General features: G+C 36.9%; 29 protein-coding genes. 24 read left to right on the plus strand and 5 right to left on the minus strand.

Features of this window, described 5'->3' with window-relative positions; all coding sequences use genetic code 11:
* Positions 1–51: 51 nt before the first annotated feature.
* The 5 genes from J3U71_RS03375 to J3U71_RS03395 form a co-directional block, all read right to left on the minus strand.
* Positions 52–294, minus strand: a complete 243-nt coding sequence (locus tag J3U71_RS03375; protein ID WP_267392768.1) for a helix-turn-helix domain-containing protein — start codon at positions 292–294, stop codon at positions 52–54.
* Complete coding sequence (locus J3U71_RS03380; RefSeq protein ID WP_267392767.1) at positions 275–637, minus strand: helix-turn-helix domain-containing protein; 363 nt, start codon at positions 635–637, stop codon at positions 275–277. Before J3U71_RS03380 ends, J3U71_RS03375 begins: the two co-directional genes overlap by 20 nt.
* On the minus strand, positions 618–977 hold the full coding sequence (locus J3U71_RS03385) for a helix-turn-helix domain-containing protein (protein ID WP_267392766.1): 360 nt from the start codon (positions 975–977) through the stop codon (positions 618–620). Before J3U71_RS03385 ends, J3U71_RS03380 begins: the two co-directional genes overlap by 20 nt.
* 73 nt (positions 978–1,050) lie before the next feature.
* Entirely contained in the window at positions 1,051–1,470 is a 420-nt protein-coding gene (locus J3U71_RS03390; protein WP_267392765.1) for a hypothetical protein, read from the minus strand.
* Positions 1,471–1,475: 5 nt separating this feature from the next.
* Positions 1,476–1,814, minus strand: coding sequence for a helix-turn-helix domain-containing protein (locus tag J3U71_RS03395; RefSeq protein ID WP_267392764.1), 339 nt, complete (start codon positions 1,812–1,814; stop codon positions 1,476–1,478).
* Positions 1,815–1,943: 129 nt separating this feature from the next.
* Here J3U71_RS03395 and J3U71_RS03400 point away from each other — a divergent pair, with 129 nt between their 5' ends.
* From J3U71_RS03400 to J3U71_RS03515, 24 genes are all read left to right on the plus strand, one after another.
* Positions 1,944–2,162, plus strand: coding sequence for a helix-turn-helix transcriptional regulator (locus J3U71_RS03400; RefSeq protein WP_267392763.1), 219 nt, complete (start codon positions 1,944–1,946; stop codon positions 2,160–2,162).
* A gap of 22 nt (positions 2,163–2,184) precedes the next feature.
* Positions 2,185–2,526 (plus strand): DUF771 domain-containing protein, encoded by a 342-nt coding sequence (locus J3U71_RS03405; protein ID WP_267392762.1) that lies wholly within the window; start codon positions 2,185–2,187, stop codon positions 2,524–2,526.
* A gap of 26 nt (positions 2,527–2,552) precedes the next feature.
* Positions 2,553–2,723: a hypothetical protein gene (locus J3U71_RS03410; RefSeq protein ID WP_220268286.1), complete on the plus strand. Its 171-nt coding sequence runs from the start codon at positions 2,553–2,555 to the stop codon at positions 2,721–2,723.
* 13 nt (positions 2,724–2,736) lie between these two features.
* Entirely contained in the window at positions 2,737–2,967 is a 231-nt protein-coding gene (locus tag J3U71_RS03415) for a hypothetical protein (protein WP_267392761.1), read from the plus strand.
* Between the two features lie 5 nt (positions 2,968–2,972).
* On the plus strand, positions 2,973–3,431 hold the full coding sequence (locus J3U71_RS03420) for a hypothetical protein (RefSeq protein ID WP_267392760.1): 459 nt from the start codon (positions 2,973–2,975) through the stop codon (positions 3,429–3,431).
* A complete protein-coding gene (locus J3U71_RS03425; RefSeq protein ID WP_267392759.1) occupies positions 3,421–4,344 on the plus strand; it encodes a hypothetical protein in 924 nt (307 codons plus the stop codon). Before J3U71_RS03420 ends, J3U71_RS03425 begins: the two co-directional genes overlap by 11 nt.
* A gap of 14 nt (positions 4,345–4,358) precedes the next feature.
* On the plus strand, positions 4,359–5,132 hold the full coding sequence (locus tag J3U71_RS03430; protein ID WP_220268282.1) for a phage antirepressor: 774 nt from the start codon (positions 4,359–4,361) through the stop codon (positions 5,130–5,132).
* A 45-nt stretch (positions 5,133–5,177) separates the two neighbouring features.
* On the plus strand, positions 5,178–5,378 hold the full coding sequence (locus J3U71_RS03435; protein ID WP_267392758.1) for a hypothetical protein: 201 nt from the start codon (positions 5,178–5,180) through the stop codon (positions 5,376–5,378).
* A gap of 3 nt (positions 5,379–5,381) precedes the next feature.
* Positions 5,382–5,762 carry a hypothetical protein gene (locus tag J3U71_RS03440; protein ID WP_267392757.1) on the plus strand — a complete coding sequence of 127 codons (381 nt, stop codon included), beginning with the start codon at positions 5,382–5,384 and terminating at the stop codon, positions 5,760–5,762.
* Between the two features lie 15 nt (positions 5,763–5,777).
* Positions 5,778–6,239 carry a single-stranded DNA-binding protein gene (gene ssb, locus J3U71_RS03445; protein WP_267392756.1) on the plus strand — a complete coding sequence of 154 codons (462 nt, stop codon included), beginning with the start codon at positions 5,778–5,780 and terminating at the stop codon, positions 6,237–6,239.
* Between the two features lie 38 nt (positions 6,240–6,277).
* Positions 6,278–6,715, plus strand: a complete 438-nt coding sequence (locus J3U71_RS03450) for an ArpU family phage packaging/lysis transcriptional regulator (RefSeq protein WP_267392755.1) — start codon at positions 6,278–6,280, stop codon at positions 6,713–6,715.
* A complete protein-coding gene (locus tag J3U71_RS03455; protein WP_267392754.1) occupies positions 6,712–7,161 on the plus strand; it encodes a RusA family crossover junction endodeoxyribonuclease in 450 nt (149 codons plus the stop codon). The genes J3U71_RS03450 and J3U71_RS03455 overlap by 4 nt, the downstream gene beginning before the upstream one ends.
* Before the next feature lie 749 nt (positions 7,162–7,910).
* Complete coding sequence (locus tag J3U71_RS03460) at positions 7,911–8,621, plus strand: DNA-methyltransferase (protein ID WP_267392753.1); 711 nt, start codon at positions 7,911–7,913, stop codon at positions 8,619–8,621.
* Positions 8,614–9,174, plus strand: coding sequence for an HNH endonuclease (locus J3U71_RS03465; RefSeq protein ID WP_267392752.1), 561 nt, complete (start codon positions 8,614–8,616; stop codon positions 9,172–9,174). Before J3U71_RS03460 ends, J3U71_RS03465 begins: the two co-directional genes overlap by 8 nt.
* Positions 9,175–9,342: 168 nt before the next feature.
* Positions 9,343–9,870, plus strand: coding sequence for a phage terminase small subunit P27 family (locus J3U71_RS03470; RefSeq protein ID WP_267392751.1), 528 nt, complete (start codon positions 9,343–9,345; stop codon positions 9,868–9,870).
* The gene (locus J3U71_RS03475; RefSeq protein WP_267392750.1) at positions 9,860–11,773 is read left to right on the plus strand and encodes a terminase TerL endonuclease subunit; all 1,914 of its coding nucleotides are present in this window, start codon (positions 9,860–9,862) and stop codon (positions 11,771–11,773) included. Before J3U71_RS03470 ends, J3U71_RS03475 begins: the two co-directional genes overlap by 11 nt.
* On the plus strand, positions 11,742–11,933 hold the full coding sequence (locus J3U71_RS03480) for a hypothetical protein (RefSeq protein ID WP_267392749.1): 192 nt from the start codon (positions 11,742–11,744) through the stop codon (positions 11,931–11,933). Before J3U71_RS03475 ends, J3U71_RS03480 begins: the two co-directional genes overlap by 32 nt.
* Positions 11,926–13,095, plus strand: a complete 1,170-nt coding sequence (locus J3U71_RS03485) for a phage portal protein (RefSeq protein ID WP_267392748.1) — start codon at positions 11,926–11,928, stop codon at positions 13,093–13,095. Before J3U71_RS03480 ends, J3U71_RS03485 begins: the two co-directional genes overlap by 8 nt.
* Positions 13,076–14,896, plus strand: a complete 1,821-nt coding sequence (locus J3U71_RS03490; protein ID WP_267392747.1) for a phage major capsid protein — start codon at positions 13,076–13,078, stop codon at positions 14,894–14,896. Before J3U71_RS03485 ends, J3U71_RS03490 begins: the two co-directional genes overlap by 20 nt.
* A gap of 68 nt (positions 14,897–14,964) precedes the next feature.
* Entirely contained in the window at positions 14,965–15,270 is a 306-nt protein-coding gene (locus J3U71_RS03495; protein ID WP_267392746.1) for a head-tail connector protein, read from the plus strand.
* Positions 15,260–15,601, plus strand: a complete 342-nt coding sequence (locus tag J3U71_RS03500) for a phage head closure protein (RefSeq protein WP_267392745.1) — start codon at positions 15,260–15,262, stop codon at positions 15,599–15,601. Before J3U71_RS03495 ends, J3U71_RS03500 begins: the two co-directional genes overlap by 11 nt.
* Positions 15,598–15,993 carry an HK97-gp10 family putative phage morphogenesis protein gene (locus tag J3U71_RS03505; protein WP_267392744.1) on the plus strand — a complete coding sequence of 132 codons (396 nt, stop codon included), beginning with the start codon at positions 15,598–15,600 and terminating at the stop codon, positions 15,991–15,993. The genes J3U71_RS03500 and J3U71_RS03505 overlap by 4 nt, the downstream gene beginning before the upstream one ends.
* Positions 15,980–16,363, plus strand: a complete 384-nt coding sequence (locus J3U71_RS03510; protein ID WP_267392743.1) for a DUF806 family protein — start codon at positions 15,980–15,982, stop codon at positions 16,361–16,363. The genes J3U71_RS03505 and J3U71_RS03510 overlap by 14 nt, the downstream gene beginning before the upstream one ends.
* A complete protein-coding gene (locus J3U71_RS03515) occupies positions 16,360–17,016 on the plus strand; it encodes a phage tail protein (RefSeq protein ID WP_267392742.1) in 657 nt (218 codons plus the stop codon). The genes J3U71_RS03510 and J3U71_RS03515 overlap by 4 nt, the downstream gene beginning before the upstream one ends.
* Positions 17,017–17,019: the final 3 nt, after the last annotated feature.

Below are 17,019 nucleotides of genomic sequence, written 5' to 3' on the forward strand. Positions count from 1 at the left end.
GTCCTTTAAATCCCTAGGAATGTTACCTTCATAGGTCATTCCTAAATCTTTCTAAGTTATCTCATCATTGCTATATCCAGATCCAGGTCGGCTTAATAAATAATCTATAGTTACATTAAAGTAGTCTGCAATTCGGGACAGCATTGCGATATTTGGTTCTCTTTTTCCAATTTCGTACATCCCGAGTGTACTTGTTCCAATTTTAATAATTTTGGCCAATTCAGCCTGATTAAGATTTTTGCTTTTCCTGAGATAAGCAATTTTTTTCCCAAGCCTATTTTTTTGTAGATCCATGTTCCAAGCTCTCAGGGTGTTTTTTTACATATTCTTCAGCAATAGCACGATACATATCTTTTAGTTCGTCAGGGATGCGACCACCATAGGCCATTCCCAAATCTTGCCAAGCCAGTTCATCATCACTGCTAACAGCACGACCCAATAAATAATCAGTTGTGACATTAAAATAGTCTGCAATTCGAGACAACATTTCATTATTTGGCTCTCTTTTTCCAGTTTCATACATTCCAAGTGTACTTGTAGCAACATTAATAATTTTAGCCAATTCAGCCTGACTAAGATTTTTATTTTTTCTAAGACTGGCAATTCGTTGACCAAATTTATTTTTTTGTGGATCCATGTTTTAAGCTCTCAGGATGCTTTTTGACATATTCTTCAGCAATAGCACGATACATGTCCTTTAATTCGTCAGGGATGCGACCACCATATGCCATTCCTAAATCTTGCCAGGCTAGTCGATTATCTTCTTTTAAATTTGAATTTCCAGCTAATTGATCCATTGAAATATTAAAAGCTTTAGCAAATTCTTGAAGTTCATCGCTAGATACCTTTCTGTTACCTTTTTCAATTTTATTCACAACAGTATTATCCATTTTCACTCTTCTTGCTAATTCAGCTTGGCTCCAATTTCGTAATTCTCGCTGATTAATAATGTTCTGAGCTAAATGCTTAATAGACATATGTTCACCTCAGATAAGTAATTCGTTTTCTAGCTTATTTTTTGCGATATGATTCAAACTTTCTGGATGTTTCCTAACGTATTTTTCTGTCTAACTTTTTCTTTTTAAAAAGGATCATTGTATCGTCATACATCCACGCTGGGATGTCAAATTGATCTATAAAATCACACGGTTCAGATGGAGCATCTATTTGATTCATTGCGTAATCAAAAATCATTTTTAGCGAAAAAATATCGGCATTGTGTTCTTTACTGCCTTTACTACTAGGCCCAGATTGATATTCCCAGGTACCAATGTCCCCGTTAACTAAATGTCCCATTTCATGACCAATAATAAATGGTATTTCCCACTGATTTTTCCAATTCAAATTAATATACATTTTATTAGCTTTGTGAAATGAAATAGATGGAAAATCTGGTGCTTCGTATATGACTTCGAAATTAATCCCCAAGCTTGTAGCAACCTTAAATAAGTAATCAATTATATCAATCATATATTTTATTTACCTTTTCGTGAGTCAGAATCCATTAATTTTTTGATGATTTCCAGATATTCGTCAGGGATGCTTTTTCCATGATAGGCAAGAGGAATGTCATCATCAATATCAAAAGATGAGTTAGCAGCATTAATTGGAGAAGAATTATTTGTTTTTCCTAACAAATAGTCTGTTGAAACATGAAAAATATCAGCAAGTTTACCAAGGGTAGTTGTATCAGGACTGCGAACTCCTTTTTCCCACATAGAAATAGTTGATTTTGCCACATTAATCTTTTTTGCTAACTCAGCTTGAGTCATATGATTATTTTTTCTAAGTTCATTTAATCTAATTGGTAACATAAATCCACCTCTTAACTAGAATTATAGCGTTCACTATTTGTGAACTCAATAAGAGTTATCAAAATGTGAATATTTATTTGACAGTTCACAAACTGTGAATTATATTATTAATTAGTTAAGGAGGGACAAATGAATCAAGAACTTAAAAAAGTTAGATTATCTAGGGGATATTCTATTGCAAAACTTGCAAAAAAAGTTGGCATTTCTAAAACATACTGTTTTTATATAGAAAAAGGGAAGAGGAATGTTAGTTATCATTTAGCAATTAAATTTGCAAATGTTCTAAAGACCACTCCTGACGCTCTTTTTTTGCAGTTTGAGTCCACAAAATGTGAACAAAGTGAATAGGTTTAAAAGGAGGCAGCTTGTGATGAACAAAATTATGGAATTACCAATTTCAATTGATCCTTTAATTAACAAAATTGACCAAATCATGGCTGAGAGAGGCTATGTACCTGCTGATTCTTTAGTAGGCAGAACGATTAAGATGCCAGAGTTTTCCAAAAAGTACTGCGGCAATAAAGCGGATAAGTGGATTAGGTTATTCATTTTTGACCAGTATCCAGAAGTTGATATTCAGAATGGTGGATGGGTTGTTAATCCACATTGGACCGATAAAGGCAGGAGAACAATTATTTTTGAAAATCCGGCTAGCGAATGGATGGAGAAGCATCGTACCGAAATAGATTGGAACGCTAAATTACCTAAATAGACAGTCAAAGAATTAGGTGGATAAGAATGAAATTTTTAACTAGATGGACAGATTTTTTAAATAATTGTTTTGATTTTGGTGAAAAGACATTATCAAACACTGGCGGATTGGCAATACTGGCAGGGTCAATTATTTTCATTGCTCTGTTAATAGTATTAACAGTAATTGGTGGTCCAGAACAATTACCTGGAACTTGAAGGGAGGATAATAATGCTTTACGAAATGCTTTACGAAGAACGAAAGGCCAGAATTAAGGAATATGAGAAGGTAGCTAATAGGACAATCAACTGGTTTATTTTAACTATGATTGCAATAGCATGGTGCTATTTTTTTAGAACAAGGATTGCTGAATTTTTAGCAATTGCATTTTTTATTATTTTCGCTGGCTGCTACGGAAAACTGGGTATTTTATATTACTCAATCTTTAAGAAAAAGAGGTAGTCGTTATGTTTGGAAACAGAAAAGGCGGTATCAAATTATTTAATACAGGTGACTTTTGGATACAAAATCAGTCTTACGAAAATGGTGAGATAGATTACGGAATCGAACCAATGATTGCTGGTGAAAAATTTGCCAAGGATAATCTAATTGATAAAAAGGTTATCAGAAAATACAAAGGTAAGCCAGTTTGGGTTGCTTTTGATATTGATCACAGGCCTGTAATTTACGGGGGATGCATATCTAGCAATGTTGAATGTGATTATATCAATGCACATTCTTTTATAATGGCTCAACTCATAAAGGTTGATAGTATTAGCAAGTTTGCAGCAATGATGGGTGAAGATGAACAAGGCGTTGACTTTTTGAGATTGCTAAATAAAAACGACCGGAACTTAGAGTTTTGGGAAAATCTAGCAGTTAAATGGTTCTCTGCAAAATGGATGGGTGAACAAGATGAACGATAATCTATTAATCAGCGAGCCACCTATGCTATTTGAGCCTAGTTTGGCGAAAGAACTAGGTAGCTCTGACAAAGCGCTAATATTACAGCAATTACATTACTGGCTTAACCGATCAAATAACGTACATGATGGGTACAGGTGGGTCTATAACTCCATTAAAGATTGGCATAAACAATTCTCGTGGATAAAAGAGCGAACACTGCAAAATTATTTTGCTGACCTTGAAAAAGGCGGATATATCATTTCCGGTAATTTTAACAAAGCCAAGTTCGATAAAACAAAATGGTATCGAATTGATTATGACCGATTAGAAAAAATTTCTAATCGAATAACCGAAAAACAGATAATCGATGAACCGAAAAATGACGAATCGAATAGCCGAAAAACAGATAATCGAATAACCGAAAAACTGCCAATCGATGTACCGAAAAACTGCCAACCAATACCAGAGATAACACATAAGACTACACAAGAGAATAACAATATTAAGTCCAAATCTGACAATTTGGACAAGCCTGATTATGAACAAGAATTTAATTTTCTCTGGAATCTTTACCCTAAAGGAAAAAAGCAGGGCAAGCAATTAGCATTGCGAAGTTACAAGCGCTGGCGAAAGTCGCACAAGTCTAATACGTTTAAACAAGCCAAGATACAGCTTAAGAAATATTTGAAATATATAAAAGTCCAGCACGTCCAGGTTCAATTTATTAAGGCAGCTAAGACGTGGTTCGGCAATATTGATGACGAGTACGACATTAGTGCACCACCAGTCAACCAGAGTTATAAACCAATTCAAAAAACGATTGAAAAGGGTACCGACTGGAGCAAACAGAAACCTGAGGTTAATAACAGCGTAAATGCTGACCAACTGACTGACTTTTTTAGGGATTTTGAAAATAAAAACGGCTTGACCTAGAAGGGAGGCTAACAATGCAAGATTTACAGATTTTTGAGTTTGAAAACCAAGGCGTTCGAACGTTAACAATTGATGATGAGCCTTACTTTGTGGGCAATGATGTAGCAAATATTCTTGGATATAAAAAGGCTCGGAATGCTATTGCCAGTCACGTTGATTTTGATGACAAAAAGGACGCCCCAATTCAAGGCCCCCTTGGAGGGATGCAGAACGTCACGGTAATTAATGAGTCTGGTCTATACAGCTTAATAATGAGCAGTAAGTTGCCAAGTGCTAAAAAATTCAAGCGCTGGGTCACAAGCGAAGTGCTTCCGAATATTAGACGACATGGAGCTTATCTTACAGACCAGAAAGCTATTGATATTATGACGAATAAAGATGGATTGGCCAACTTATTAAAACAAGCAGCTAATCAGTTGGAGCAGAAAGACATACAGATTAAGAATTTAGAGCCAAAGGCAAGATTTGCTGATACGGTTTCAGCAAGTGATGACACTATCTTAATTGGCGACTTGGCCAAAATTTTAAAAAGCAATGGCATTGACATTGGTCAAAATCGATTGTTTGAATGGCTCCGAATGCATGGCTATTTGGCAAGACGGAACGGTAGCTCACGAAACATGCCTACACAGAAGTCAATTGAGCGCAAACTTTTTAAAATCAAAGAAACAGCCATCACTCACGCTGACGGGCATATTACAATCCAGAAAACCCCAAAAGTAACTGGCACGGGCCAGCAGTATTTTGTAAAAAAGTTTTTAGAAATCAAAGAAATTTTGGAGGAATAAAAATGAGTGTGACAGCGCAAAATTAATCTTAAAAGGTGATAAAAAATGAAATTAGCAATTATTGTGTTACCAGTTATTGGCTTAATATTAGGTGTTTTAGGTATATTAATTTTAGATAATTTTTTTGGCGAATATACCAAAATTAAGCAATTTATCGCAATTGTGTTAATAGCAGTTGGTTTTATATTAGCCATTAGCGCAGGCGTTATTGAACATTTCATGTGGTGGACTAGCTGGGGGTGGTAATTAATGAAAATTCTGAAAACACCTAAACTCCCTAAAAACAATAAATTTAAGAAAATAGATAGTAAGCTTTCCTTAAAAATTGATAGGAAGTATAGTTCGAAATTTGCAAACAACAGTGATCTAATCATATCAATACAACCTGTAGATAAAGAGAAAGTGTCTTACTTGATTGTCAAATCTTCAATTGAAATTAACAGAATCAATCCCGGTCAGCTACTAGAACAATTTTTGTTAATTAACTTAGAAAAAATGATAGTAGTAGATGGACCAGATTCCATTGAGAATTTGATTAGCCATCTTGAAACATTTAGTTTACATGCGGATTTTTATGGCTTAAATAGGGTTAAAAAAACTATCCCATTACACATTTTAAAGAGCAAATAGAGAGGGTAAAACTAAATGATAAATAGAGCAGTAATTACAGGTCGCTTAACACGTGATCCTGAATTAAAGACTACACAGAGTGGGCTGTCGGTTGCTACGTTTACCCTTGCAGTTAATCGGCAATATTCAAAAGTCAAGAACAAGAGCATTGCTGATTTTATTAGTTGTGTTATATGGCGTAAGGCAGCCGAGAACTTTTGCAATTTCACAAAGAAGGGCTCATTGGTTGGAGTTGATGGTCGTATTCAGACCAGAAGTTACGAAAATAAAGATGGCCAGAGAGTTTATGTGACAGAAGTAGTTGTTGATAACTTTGCGTTGCTTGAAGCAAAACCGGAACAACAGAATAATGTCAATACGAGTGATTTGAAAAAGGAGGATAGAAATAGCGCCAAAACTAATCAAGATATTCAAAAAGATCCGTTTGAAGGCAATGGTGAAACGATAGAAATATCGGATGATGATTTGCCATTTTAGGTAGAAATTAGCAAGTAGGGATGTGGTGAGTAGTGCAGTTGGATAAGGTAGCAACGGCCAGCAATGTTACTGAGTTTTTACATAATAATTTAGCAGAATATCTAGCCAACGCAGGGATGAATAAAGCAGACCTTAGTTCACCACAATTAAATGGGACTGGTGTCAGTCATGGCTTCGAGAATTCGGCCGAAAGTAATATGTTAAAGATTTTTGACTACGAAAATAAATGCTGGGCGATTGGATGTGCAATTAATAATTGCAGCAAAGTTAGCAGACAAATATTGCAATCAAGTATCCTCGAAGATTTAAATGATTACGAACAAATCATGAGATTAAACTATTCTGACAGAACGTTTTATCGAAAAAAACAAGAGGCACTTTGTGAGTTTGCTACCAGAATTCAATTCTGGGCTTACAAATTCAATACGAATATTGCTGAACTACGTATTTATCAAGAAAAGGAAAATAAAGCTTGAAATACAAATTTACAATTCCCGGGAAACCAAGAGGCAAACAGCGACCACGTGCCACTCTTAGCCATAAGCAGTTCTACACTCCATTACAGACCAAGCAATATGAAGCAATGGTTAGGTTTATAAGTTTAGAACATGCAAAAATGCTGACAGGTCCTTTACGTGTCGATATAATTGCTTACTTTCCAATTCCCAAATCATACTCTAAAGCAAGGCGAAAGAGATGCTTATCAGGCGAAGAAGTTCCAACCAAAAAGCCTGATAAGGATAATATTGAGAAAATCATATTAGACGGTTTAAATCCACTGTACAAAATTAATAGGTTTACTCACCATCGTGAGATGTGGACGCCAGGGTTCTACAAGGATGATAGTCAAGTTATTGCTGGCGAGACAAAAAAATTATATGGAGAACCAACAAGGGTTGAAGTCATAATTACAGAATTGTGAGTGTGAAGAGATGGCAGACAAGTGGCAGATACCTGGCAGACAGGTGGCAGTTAAAGCATGCTAAATTGATATTGTCGAAAGATTGGGGGATGGAAAAGCTCAGTCTTTCGACACCTCCTTTCTGATATATTTTAAAAAAAGTAACAGATGGCAGGTACTTACTTAAAATACTTGCAAAAGAGCTGCGGTAATGGTTGTAGCTGGGTTCAAGTCCCAACACCGCAATAGCAATGGGTAAACACTTATTGCATTTAAAAATTATTGTTTGAAGAGGTTGCTGCCACATTAGTAATTGAATTATTATATCCAATTATTACGGCATGCATTTTCTTTTATGGTTGAAGAGAAAAAGTCAATTGCAGAAAGAGTTCGTTTATAACTGTCTGACAATGACTTCATTTAACAACATTAGGTTCGAATCCTAATGCTGTTATAGACACGCGATGACCTATGTGCTGACCTAATAATGTCAACAATTAGCTGCTTAGAGAGCGTGTCAGAACGTGTGCCACAGAATTATCTTTATTATCAGAAATACACTATGTTTGGTTGCATGTGGCAGGCTGAATGGAAAGTCAAAAAATATAGAGATAAGAGTAAAGGACTAAACCATCAACTTCAGGTTCGATTCCTGGCACGTTTTTATGCTAATAATATTTAGCAAAATAAATTAAGTCGGATTAACGTCCGGCTTTTTTGTTGGAGTGATATAAATAATTCGTTTAGAACAAGGCGATTGCCTACAAATTATGGAGAATATTGATGACAAAACCGTAGACATGATTTTAGCAGATCTACCATATGGTGTAACTGACAATAGTTGGGATGCACTTATACCGTTTGAAAAATTGTGGAAGGAATATGACCGAATAATTAAAGATCATGGATGTATTGCATTGTTTGGGCAAGAGCCCTTTAGCAGCCAGCTCAGAATGAGCAATAGAAAAATGTATCGCTATGATTGGGTTTGGGTTACACCAGAGATTAGCAATTTTTTAAACGCTCATAAAATGCCGTTAAGAGCACATCAGGATATTTGTATTTTTTATAAAAGATTACCAAAATACAATCCTCAGATGCGCACCGGTTTTAAACCATACAAGTCTAAGAAAACAGGCTCATTAAGTAGTAACTATAGGCTTAATGCAAAGGATGCTAGCAAATATAAAGGTTCAACTTCTAATGGTGAAAGATTCCCAATTGATGTTTTGAAATATAGCAGAAGTTGTTCTAAAAGATTACACCCTACTCAAAAACCAGTACCGTTATTAACCTATCTAATAAAAACCTATACTACCGAAGGAAATTTAGTGTTGGACAATGTGATGGGTTCAGGTTCAACAGGTATAGCAGCTGTTGAAACTAACAGAAACTTTATAGGCATCGAACAAGATGAGAATTACTTCCGTATTGCTAAAGAACGAATAGAAGCAAAGATCAAGGGGAATAGTGATGAATAATCTATACCACCATTGTGGCTATCCAAATTGCATGAACTGGGTACAAGGGCAAGACAAGTATTGCAATAAGCACCATGCTATGCGACAAGCTAGCTATGAAAAATATAAAGAAGAACGAGAACGGTTGAAAGAAAGTCCATTATATCGTGAACTTTTAGACAACAGGGCTAAGGGCAAACAACGGCAGTACAATCAAACTAAAAGAGATGCCGAGTCTGTTAAGTTCTATCGCTCAAAACAATGGCAACAAGTAAGAGACTATCGAATAGCTTACGACCAATACGTTTGCCAATGCTGTGGTAAAAACTATCAAGTCAATAGGCTAACAGCTGATCATATTGTCATGCGGAAGCTTTTAAAGCCTCAGCAGCAGTTAGATTGGCATAACCTTTGGACGCTTTGCAATCGATGCAATACTATTAAACAGCAGATTGAGATTGATTATCAGCACAAGCAACTATACGGTCAGCTTAGGGCAATGACCAAAACAGATTGGAAAAAACTAATTTTAAAAAAAGATAATTCTAAAAATACCCCCCGGCCTATCGCTTAGAAGAGAGCTATCACACAATGCTGGTCTTCTTTTTTCGAAGTGCAGTTTGATTTTTTTGAGGTAGGGGGGCTAGCCAAAATAAGAATGTTGAAATACAAAGCTTTCGAACTGCATTAGGTGTCAAAAATAGTCTTAATATTTCTAAATATTTTAATGAAAAAGTAGGAGGTGGTAAAAATTAGGAAAACCAAACTGACAACTAATAAAGCAAGAGCTCCAGCACGGCAACGGAAAAAAACCGAAAAAATGTTAGACAAGAATGGCGACCTAAACAACCTACCTACGCAGCCACCTTATTACTTAAAAAGTTACGCGCGAGCAATGTGGACTAGGGTTGTCCCTTTCTTAAATTCAACCAAAGTAATTAAGCAGCCAGACCGTCCACTTGTTGAAGCGTTCTGTATTAACTACCAAATTCTAAGAGAGAGTTATAAGTCACTTGCTGAAGATGGCGTGCAGGTAAAGATATTTACCAGTTTACAAGATAATACTGGTAAAGTTGTTGGGCATGATTTTACTGGTTATAAACCAAATCCTGCCGTAAAAGCAATTGATTCAGCTAGTGTAAAAATAAATTCACTAGGAAGTCAATTAGGACTGTCTCCTAGTGCTCGGGCGGAACTGGCTAGTCTTGATATTGATGAAGATGATGCGGACGTGCAAGAGGTACTGAAAGGTGGCAATGATGAATTCTAAAAATAATCGCAAAGTAAAAGAGTTTGACTTTACTAGACGCGACACAGATTTGCTGCAGACATTTAAAACGTTGATGGACGAAGGTTATTTCAACGAAATTTTCGAAAAGTATCGCGATCCAGCAACGAGATATGCATTTAAGGTTCTAACACTAAAACAGGTGGCTAGTTATAAAATTCAATTAGCATGTTTTAGGCATCTTAATGACTTGAAACGCAGCATTTGTGATCATGATTTTCCTTTTGAATATGACCTAAATAATTGTCACTTGATTTTAAACTTTGCAAAGCTGTGTCCTGACGTTAGCGTAAATAAGCCAGTGCCATTAATGTTATGGCAACAAGCAATTTTATGCCTTAATCAAGGGTGGCGAACTAAAAGCAATAATCAGAAACGTTTTACATATGCTTTGATTTCGGTAGCTCGTACAAATGGCAAGACTTATTTGACCAACATTCTATTAGCTTATTCATTTCTAATCGAAAATGCTGAAGAATACAATCAGGACTATCTTTATTCAGCGCCTGTTGATAAGCAATCGATTAAAGGCTGGCGTTATATTAGACAAACATTTCAACAACTTTCAAATACACCTGGTTTCAAAAAATTAATTAAAAATCAACGTATTGAAGTTAATGACGAAACGGTTAAAAACCGCAAGACGTTCAGCAATTTGCAACGCTTGACGGCTAATAGTGGCCAATTTGATGCATATCACTTTTTACTAGCAATTGTTGATGAATATGGAGATCCGCATTATGCAAATGGGGCAATGGGTAAAATTACTTCTGGCCAGGTTCAAAAGGTAAATCATGAAACTCTTGCAATCTCGACTGCTTACGATAACCCAAACTGTCCAATGTTTAAAGATGAAAAGCGTTTGACCGAAGTTCTAGAAAAAGACAATTCGCGCGAAGAAGATAGGTCATTATTACTGGTTTGGGAACAAGACGATATTTCAGAAACAGACAGGCCTGAAACGTGGGTTAAATCTAACCCACTATTAGACTTACCTTCAATGAAAGAGACACTATTAAACGGCCTCCTTGACGAAAAGGCTCACCGTTCTAGCTCAGGAGACATTTATAAGTTTCAAAACAGGAACCTAAACATGTGGCTTGCAACTAGTGCGAATAAATACTTGCGACTAGATGATATTCAGCAATCAGTGGTCAGCAATTTCAATTTTGAAAGCCGCGACTGTTATGTTGGATTCGACTTATCAAGATTTAATGATGACACTGCTGTTGCCTTTGTTTTTCCGTATACGGACGAAAAAGACCAACGGTTTTTTATCTATCAGCATTCTTTTGTTCCAACAGCACATTCACAGAAAAGCATAGTTTTGAAAAGTCAGCAAGATGGGATAGATTATGAAGCAGCGGAAAAGCAAGGCTTTGCAACAATTTCAAAAAATCGTTTTGGCGAAATAGACAATGAAGTGGTTGGCCAATGGTATTTAGATTTTGTTAAAGCACATAATCTAAACATTAAGGCGTTTATTTACGATGCTCACTTGGCAGCTCCTTTGATTGAATGGCTAAGTCAGCAGTGTCCAAATGTACCATTTGTGACCTTACGACAAGGGACGCTATCACTTGATCCACCGACACGAGAATTGCGAAAAATGTTCGAAATGCGCCGAATTAGCATGCTAGATGATCCAATCATGCAATACTCACTAATAAATGCTTCTCTTTTTGAAAATGCATATGGCGTAAAAGTGGATAAAGAAAGCCGTTCGGCCAAAATAGATGTTGTTGATGCGATTATTGACGCAATCAGTGAGGCCCAATACTGGTTTACTAACCCAGAACGCAATGAAATTGACAGCAAACAGCCTTTTGCCGGCTGGTCGCAGGAGAAAATAGATGATTACTACAAAAATGACTTTAGTTTTTAAAAAAATGCTGCAATTTATACCTCTAACATTAGTAATTTTAGGGGCAATTTCAATGGCTTACGCTGGCTTTATTATTAATAAAGCGCTTGGCTATTTTGTAACTGGTGTTTTGCTAATAATTTTTGGAATTGTTTTTGGATATTTGAGAGGTGGTGAGTAGAATCAATATTTTTAAACAGATAGCAAACGCTATTAAACCTGACAATTTTGTTAGAAGTCAGTCCTTGCCGTCAAATAGTTTTTTCCCTAGTTTTACAATAAGTCATGGGCGGATAGTGCCCAACGTGATGGCCAATGTAACTATTGCTGAGGCGACGAAAATTCCCGAGCTTTTTAACGCTGTGAATTTGATTGCTTCAGACGTAGCTAGCTGTACTTTTGAAAATACAGCACCCTACACCGATTTGTTAACAAAACCTAGTAAGCTAATTAGCTCCTTTAATTTTTGGCAATCGGCGGTAGCGCAGATGCTTTTAACAGGTAATAGTTACCTGTTAATTCATCGTTGGCAAGATAATAAACAACCGGCTTATTTGGAACAGATACCTACAGCTAATGTTGAGCTTCTAATATTAGACGATGGCACAGATTTAATTTACAAAATTAACTTTGATGATGATCGAAAATCAATTGAAGTTAACAGTAGCGAAATGATCCATTTGCGGTTAATTGCTACTGGCGAAGGTGACAATACACTAATGAGATTTGTAGGCATTAGTCCTTTAGACAGCTTAGTACAAACCTTGGATGTAAACCAAAACAGTGACCGACTGATTTTAAAGCAATTGCAAAAAGCTATTTTGCCGGCCAATATAATAACCTTACCGGAAGTTCAGGTAAACAAAGAAAGAAAAGCTCAAATTCGCGAAGATTTTGAGAGCCAATACACTGGTGACGGTGCAGGGTCAACAATAGTATTAGATCAATCAGCCAAGCTATCACAATTGGACATTAGCTCGGATGTTTCCAAATTTCTTAGCACAATCGATGCTAATGCTGGCCGTATTGCAACAGCTTTTGGAATACCAGCTGGTTATCTTAGTCCGAACAAGTCAGATAATCAATCTAATGTTAGTCAGATTGAGAGCTTATACATTAACAATCTAACAAGATACATTGATCCTGTTGTCAGCGAGCTAAGGATGAAACTACAGCTTCCAAATTTGGAGCTAGATGTTAATAGTGCGATTGATAGGGATGGACAGATGCTAATCAATAATATTCAGAAACTAACGAGTGGAACAAATCCAGTTTTGTCAGCAGATGAAGCTAAGAGCTTAATGTCAAATAGAGGTGTAATCAATGAGAAAGAAATTAACTAGGAAAAAAATCAGGGCAAAGCCGGAAAGTAATTTAAGCACTAGATCCTTTGCAACTGAGTTAGAAGTTAGAGATCTAGACAGTGGAGGCCATGAGATTAGTGGCTATGCAATAGTGTTTAATCAACCGAGCGAAGACCTAGGTTTTATTGAATACATTACTCCCAATGCTTTGGATAAGGTTGATTTAAAACAACTGTTGTTACTTTACGGCCATGATTTCAACAACATTTTAGCAAGAGCAGATTCTGGAACATTAACCACGAAGGTTGACGACAAGGGTCTGTTTTTTAATGCAAAAATTCCCAACACAACTTTGGGAACCGATGTTTACAACAATATTGAAAATGGAAACATCAAGGGTGCGAGTTTTAGATTTGATGTAGCTGAAGATGGCGATGAGTGGAAAACCGATGAAAATGGCCAGCTAATTCATACGGTAACGCAAATTGCTAATTTGCCAGAAATTAGTTTGACACCTTATCCAGCTTATTCAGAAACGAGCGTTCAAATTGAGCGCTCTAAAGAGAACTATTTAAATGAAAGAGAGAATACACAAATGCCAAAAGATGCTTTAGACAACTTAAAAAATAAAGAAAATACAAGAGATGCTGAGACGAGCAATGAGAGCCCGTCAAAAAGTTTAAACCTAACAACTGATGATATTCAGGCCGTAGCAAGCGCTGTAGTTTCTTTGTTAAAAGCAGACAATACTAATGATGCTTCAGATGATGATCTGAAAGATCCAAAAAATGAAAATGGTTCTGATACATCTGACAATACAGGTGGAGAAAATCATGATGATAAAAATGAGGATGAAGATGACAAAAAGCGCAGCCAAAATAGTAAGAAAACTTTTGTTCGTCAACGTGGTGTTAAAGGAGGAGCCGTTAGAGTGACTAGTTCGGAGACCGATAAAAAAGCACAGACAGCAATCCGTAGCTTTGGCCAATATGTCGAATCGCATGGTAATGTGCGCGACAATTTGACCACTGGCACCGAAGGCGAAGTCTTAATTCCTAAAGCAGTAATGGATGCTTATCAACAGCCGGAAGATACTGACAAACTAACTAGTCAAGTGCGCAAAGTGGCTGTATCAGAGCCATCAGGTAGTTTACCAATTATCAAAAAGGGAACGGCAAGATTTACCACGAAGGCTGAATTGGCGGCTAACCCTGAACTGGCAAAAATGGAAATTAGTGCGGTGGAGTACAGACTACAAACCTACGCTGGTTCAATTCCTATTTCAAATGAAATGATGAGTGATTATCCGCAAATTGGTAACATTGTTTCAGACTACATCCAAACAATGAGAGCTCTGACTGAGCAGGATAAAATTGGTGCAATCTTGCAAACTGCACCAGCTAGTGTTGCAAATGATGCTGACGGTCTTAAGACAGCTGTCAATATAGGTCTATCAAATTATAGCAAGACTTGGGTTGTCTCTGAATCAGCCTATAACTTTATTGACCAATTGAAAGACAAACAAGGTCGTTACATGTTTAACGACAGCTTAACCTCACCATCAGGCAAGAGCTTGTGTGGATATGGTGTAATTGTTGTTCCAGATAAAGTTTTAGGCAATGACGGCCAAGCACATGCATTTGTTGGCGACCTAAAGGCCTTTGTTCTTGAACCGTACAAAGATGAAGCGTCTGTCAAGTGGATGGACAATGACATCTATAGCCAGAAGTTGGCTGCATACATTCGTGCTGATTTCCAAAAAGCCGATGAAGATGCTGGTAAATTCTTAACATTAGATGCAGCTAAGCCTACGCCAACACCATCAACAACTACTAAATAGTTAATCTTTAGTCGCTTAATAAATAAACAGTAGCCAGTTGGCAGCGGCTAATATTGCGGGGTGAACAGATGAGTGAGAGCAATCAATTAATTGAGCCAAAGCAGTTGCTTGCCGAATTGCACATAGATGATACTCCAGAAGAAGAGGCCACAATTGGCAATTTAATTAGCATGGCCAAAGCAATTGTCGATGAGGCTATTTCAGATACTAATAACTCTGAATTGGCTCAAGATGAATTATATCTATCGGCGGTTAGAACTCTGACCACGCAATTGTATTACGACCGGACTCTGTCCGAAGGCAAAGCACCAGCAGTACAGTTACTAATTGCGCATTTACAATTTAAATATGGTGGTAGCAATCATGGCGCTTAATAACATATCAATATCGAGCCTTAATAAGAAGGCTATTTTTTGTACTACGGCAGTAGTTCATAACCCTAAAACGGGTGTTAATAAAGAACAACTAGTACCTGCGTTTACCTTATGGTGTATGCCATATACACGAACTATTGGTCAACAAGCTAGTCTTGCACCTGAACAGTTGGACCAACCAATAATAGTGGTCCGGCACAATCGCCAGATTACAGCCCAAATGAAGGTCAAATATGATGGCATAGTTTATAACATTGCTAATATATCGCCAGATGATAGTAACAAAATTATTACATATGACTATATAACGCTGAAAAAGGTTGCCAAATGAAGTTTGAAGATTTTGCTAATCAATTTTTGGCTGACGCAAAAAAGAAAATACCAAACAGCCAAAATCAAGAACAAATTACACAGGCTGGCGCTGAAGTTCTAAAAAAAGAGATACATAACGCTGCCATGCAACACCATCATAGCAACAATTCAGAAGTTACCCACCTGGCTGATGACATTCATGTAGTTTCTGGCGATATTGGTGGAGAACATAATGGTGCGTCAACAGTTGGGTTTGCCAAAAAAGGCCATATTGCACGTTTTTTAAACGATGGAACCAAATATATTAAAGGCGATCATTGGTTTGATGTTGCAGTAGAAAAAGCTAAGCCAGACGTAATAGCTGCGATGGAGAAGAAGTTTAAAGAGGTGACTAGAAATGATGCCGGTTGACATGCTGGCAAAGAATATTATTAGTATTAATTTGCCATGGATAGAACCAGCTAATGTGATTTGTACCAATATGACGGCTGATCAAAAGAATGATGTTGATAACACCATTCTTTTTTTAACCGAAGCTACAAATCAGCCAGCAAATTACTCCAATGACACAATTAAGCGTTGGCAACTTGTTGTAGAATTACAAATCTTTTGGGGTTCAGAACCTGATGTTGATAATATTCAAACAGCTGAGATTGAATTAATGAGAAAAATAATTGACCAGGGTTGGTTGGTAGAGCAGAGCTCACCACATACAACAGACCCTGATACAGGACAAATAACAAAAACAATTTATTTAATACGAAATGAGGAAATAAAATGAGTGCACATGGTATTAAAGATGTTACATTCGCATTATTGGACGATAATGGAAAATTGATTAAAGGCGCCGATGGATTAAGTGATACAGGCTTGTATTTAGCTGATGATACCGGCGAAGGTTTTACCGCCGTAAACTTCACTGGCTTAGAGACAGAAGGCACGCCACAATGGGCTAATGACAAACTCAAGAGAACAAGCTATGCTCCAACACAGCCAAAGGTTGCGCTGACTGCTCTTGATATTGACGCAAAAATTTTAATGAAATTAAAAGGCTACAGCGATGATGGTAAGGGTGGATATATTCGCCATTTACCCAAGCCGCATGTTGCGATGCTAGTTCACAGTAGAAGTTTAGACAATAAAATTGATCTCTACGAAGGTGTTGCAAATTGTGAAGTTATCGAAGAGGCAAGCAATCACTCAACAGATTCTGGCTCTGGAGAAGCCGATGCTGAAACAACGTTGTCTGCAACTGTTCTGACACCAATTGACAAGACAGTTTTTGCAGACCCTGACGATCCGACAGTTCAACAACCTTATAAGTATTGGCTGAACAACGCCACGGGTTTTGACAAGGCAGCTATGCTTAAAGAAGTTTTCGGAGGCTACTCTGCAGTTAATAGTGTCACACCAGCAAACAATTCAAACGATTAATAG

It is taken from the genome of Lactobacillus sp. B4015, assembly GCF_026536055.1.
Lineage (GTDB): Bacteria > Bacillota > Bacilli > Lactobacillales > Lactobacillaceae > Lactobacillus > Lactobacillus panisapium.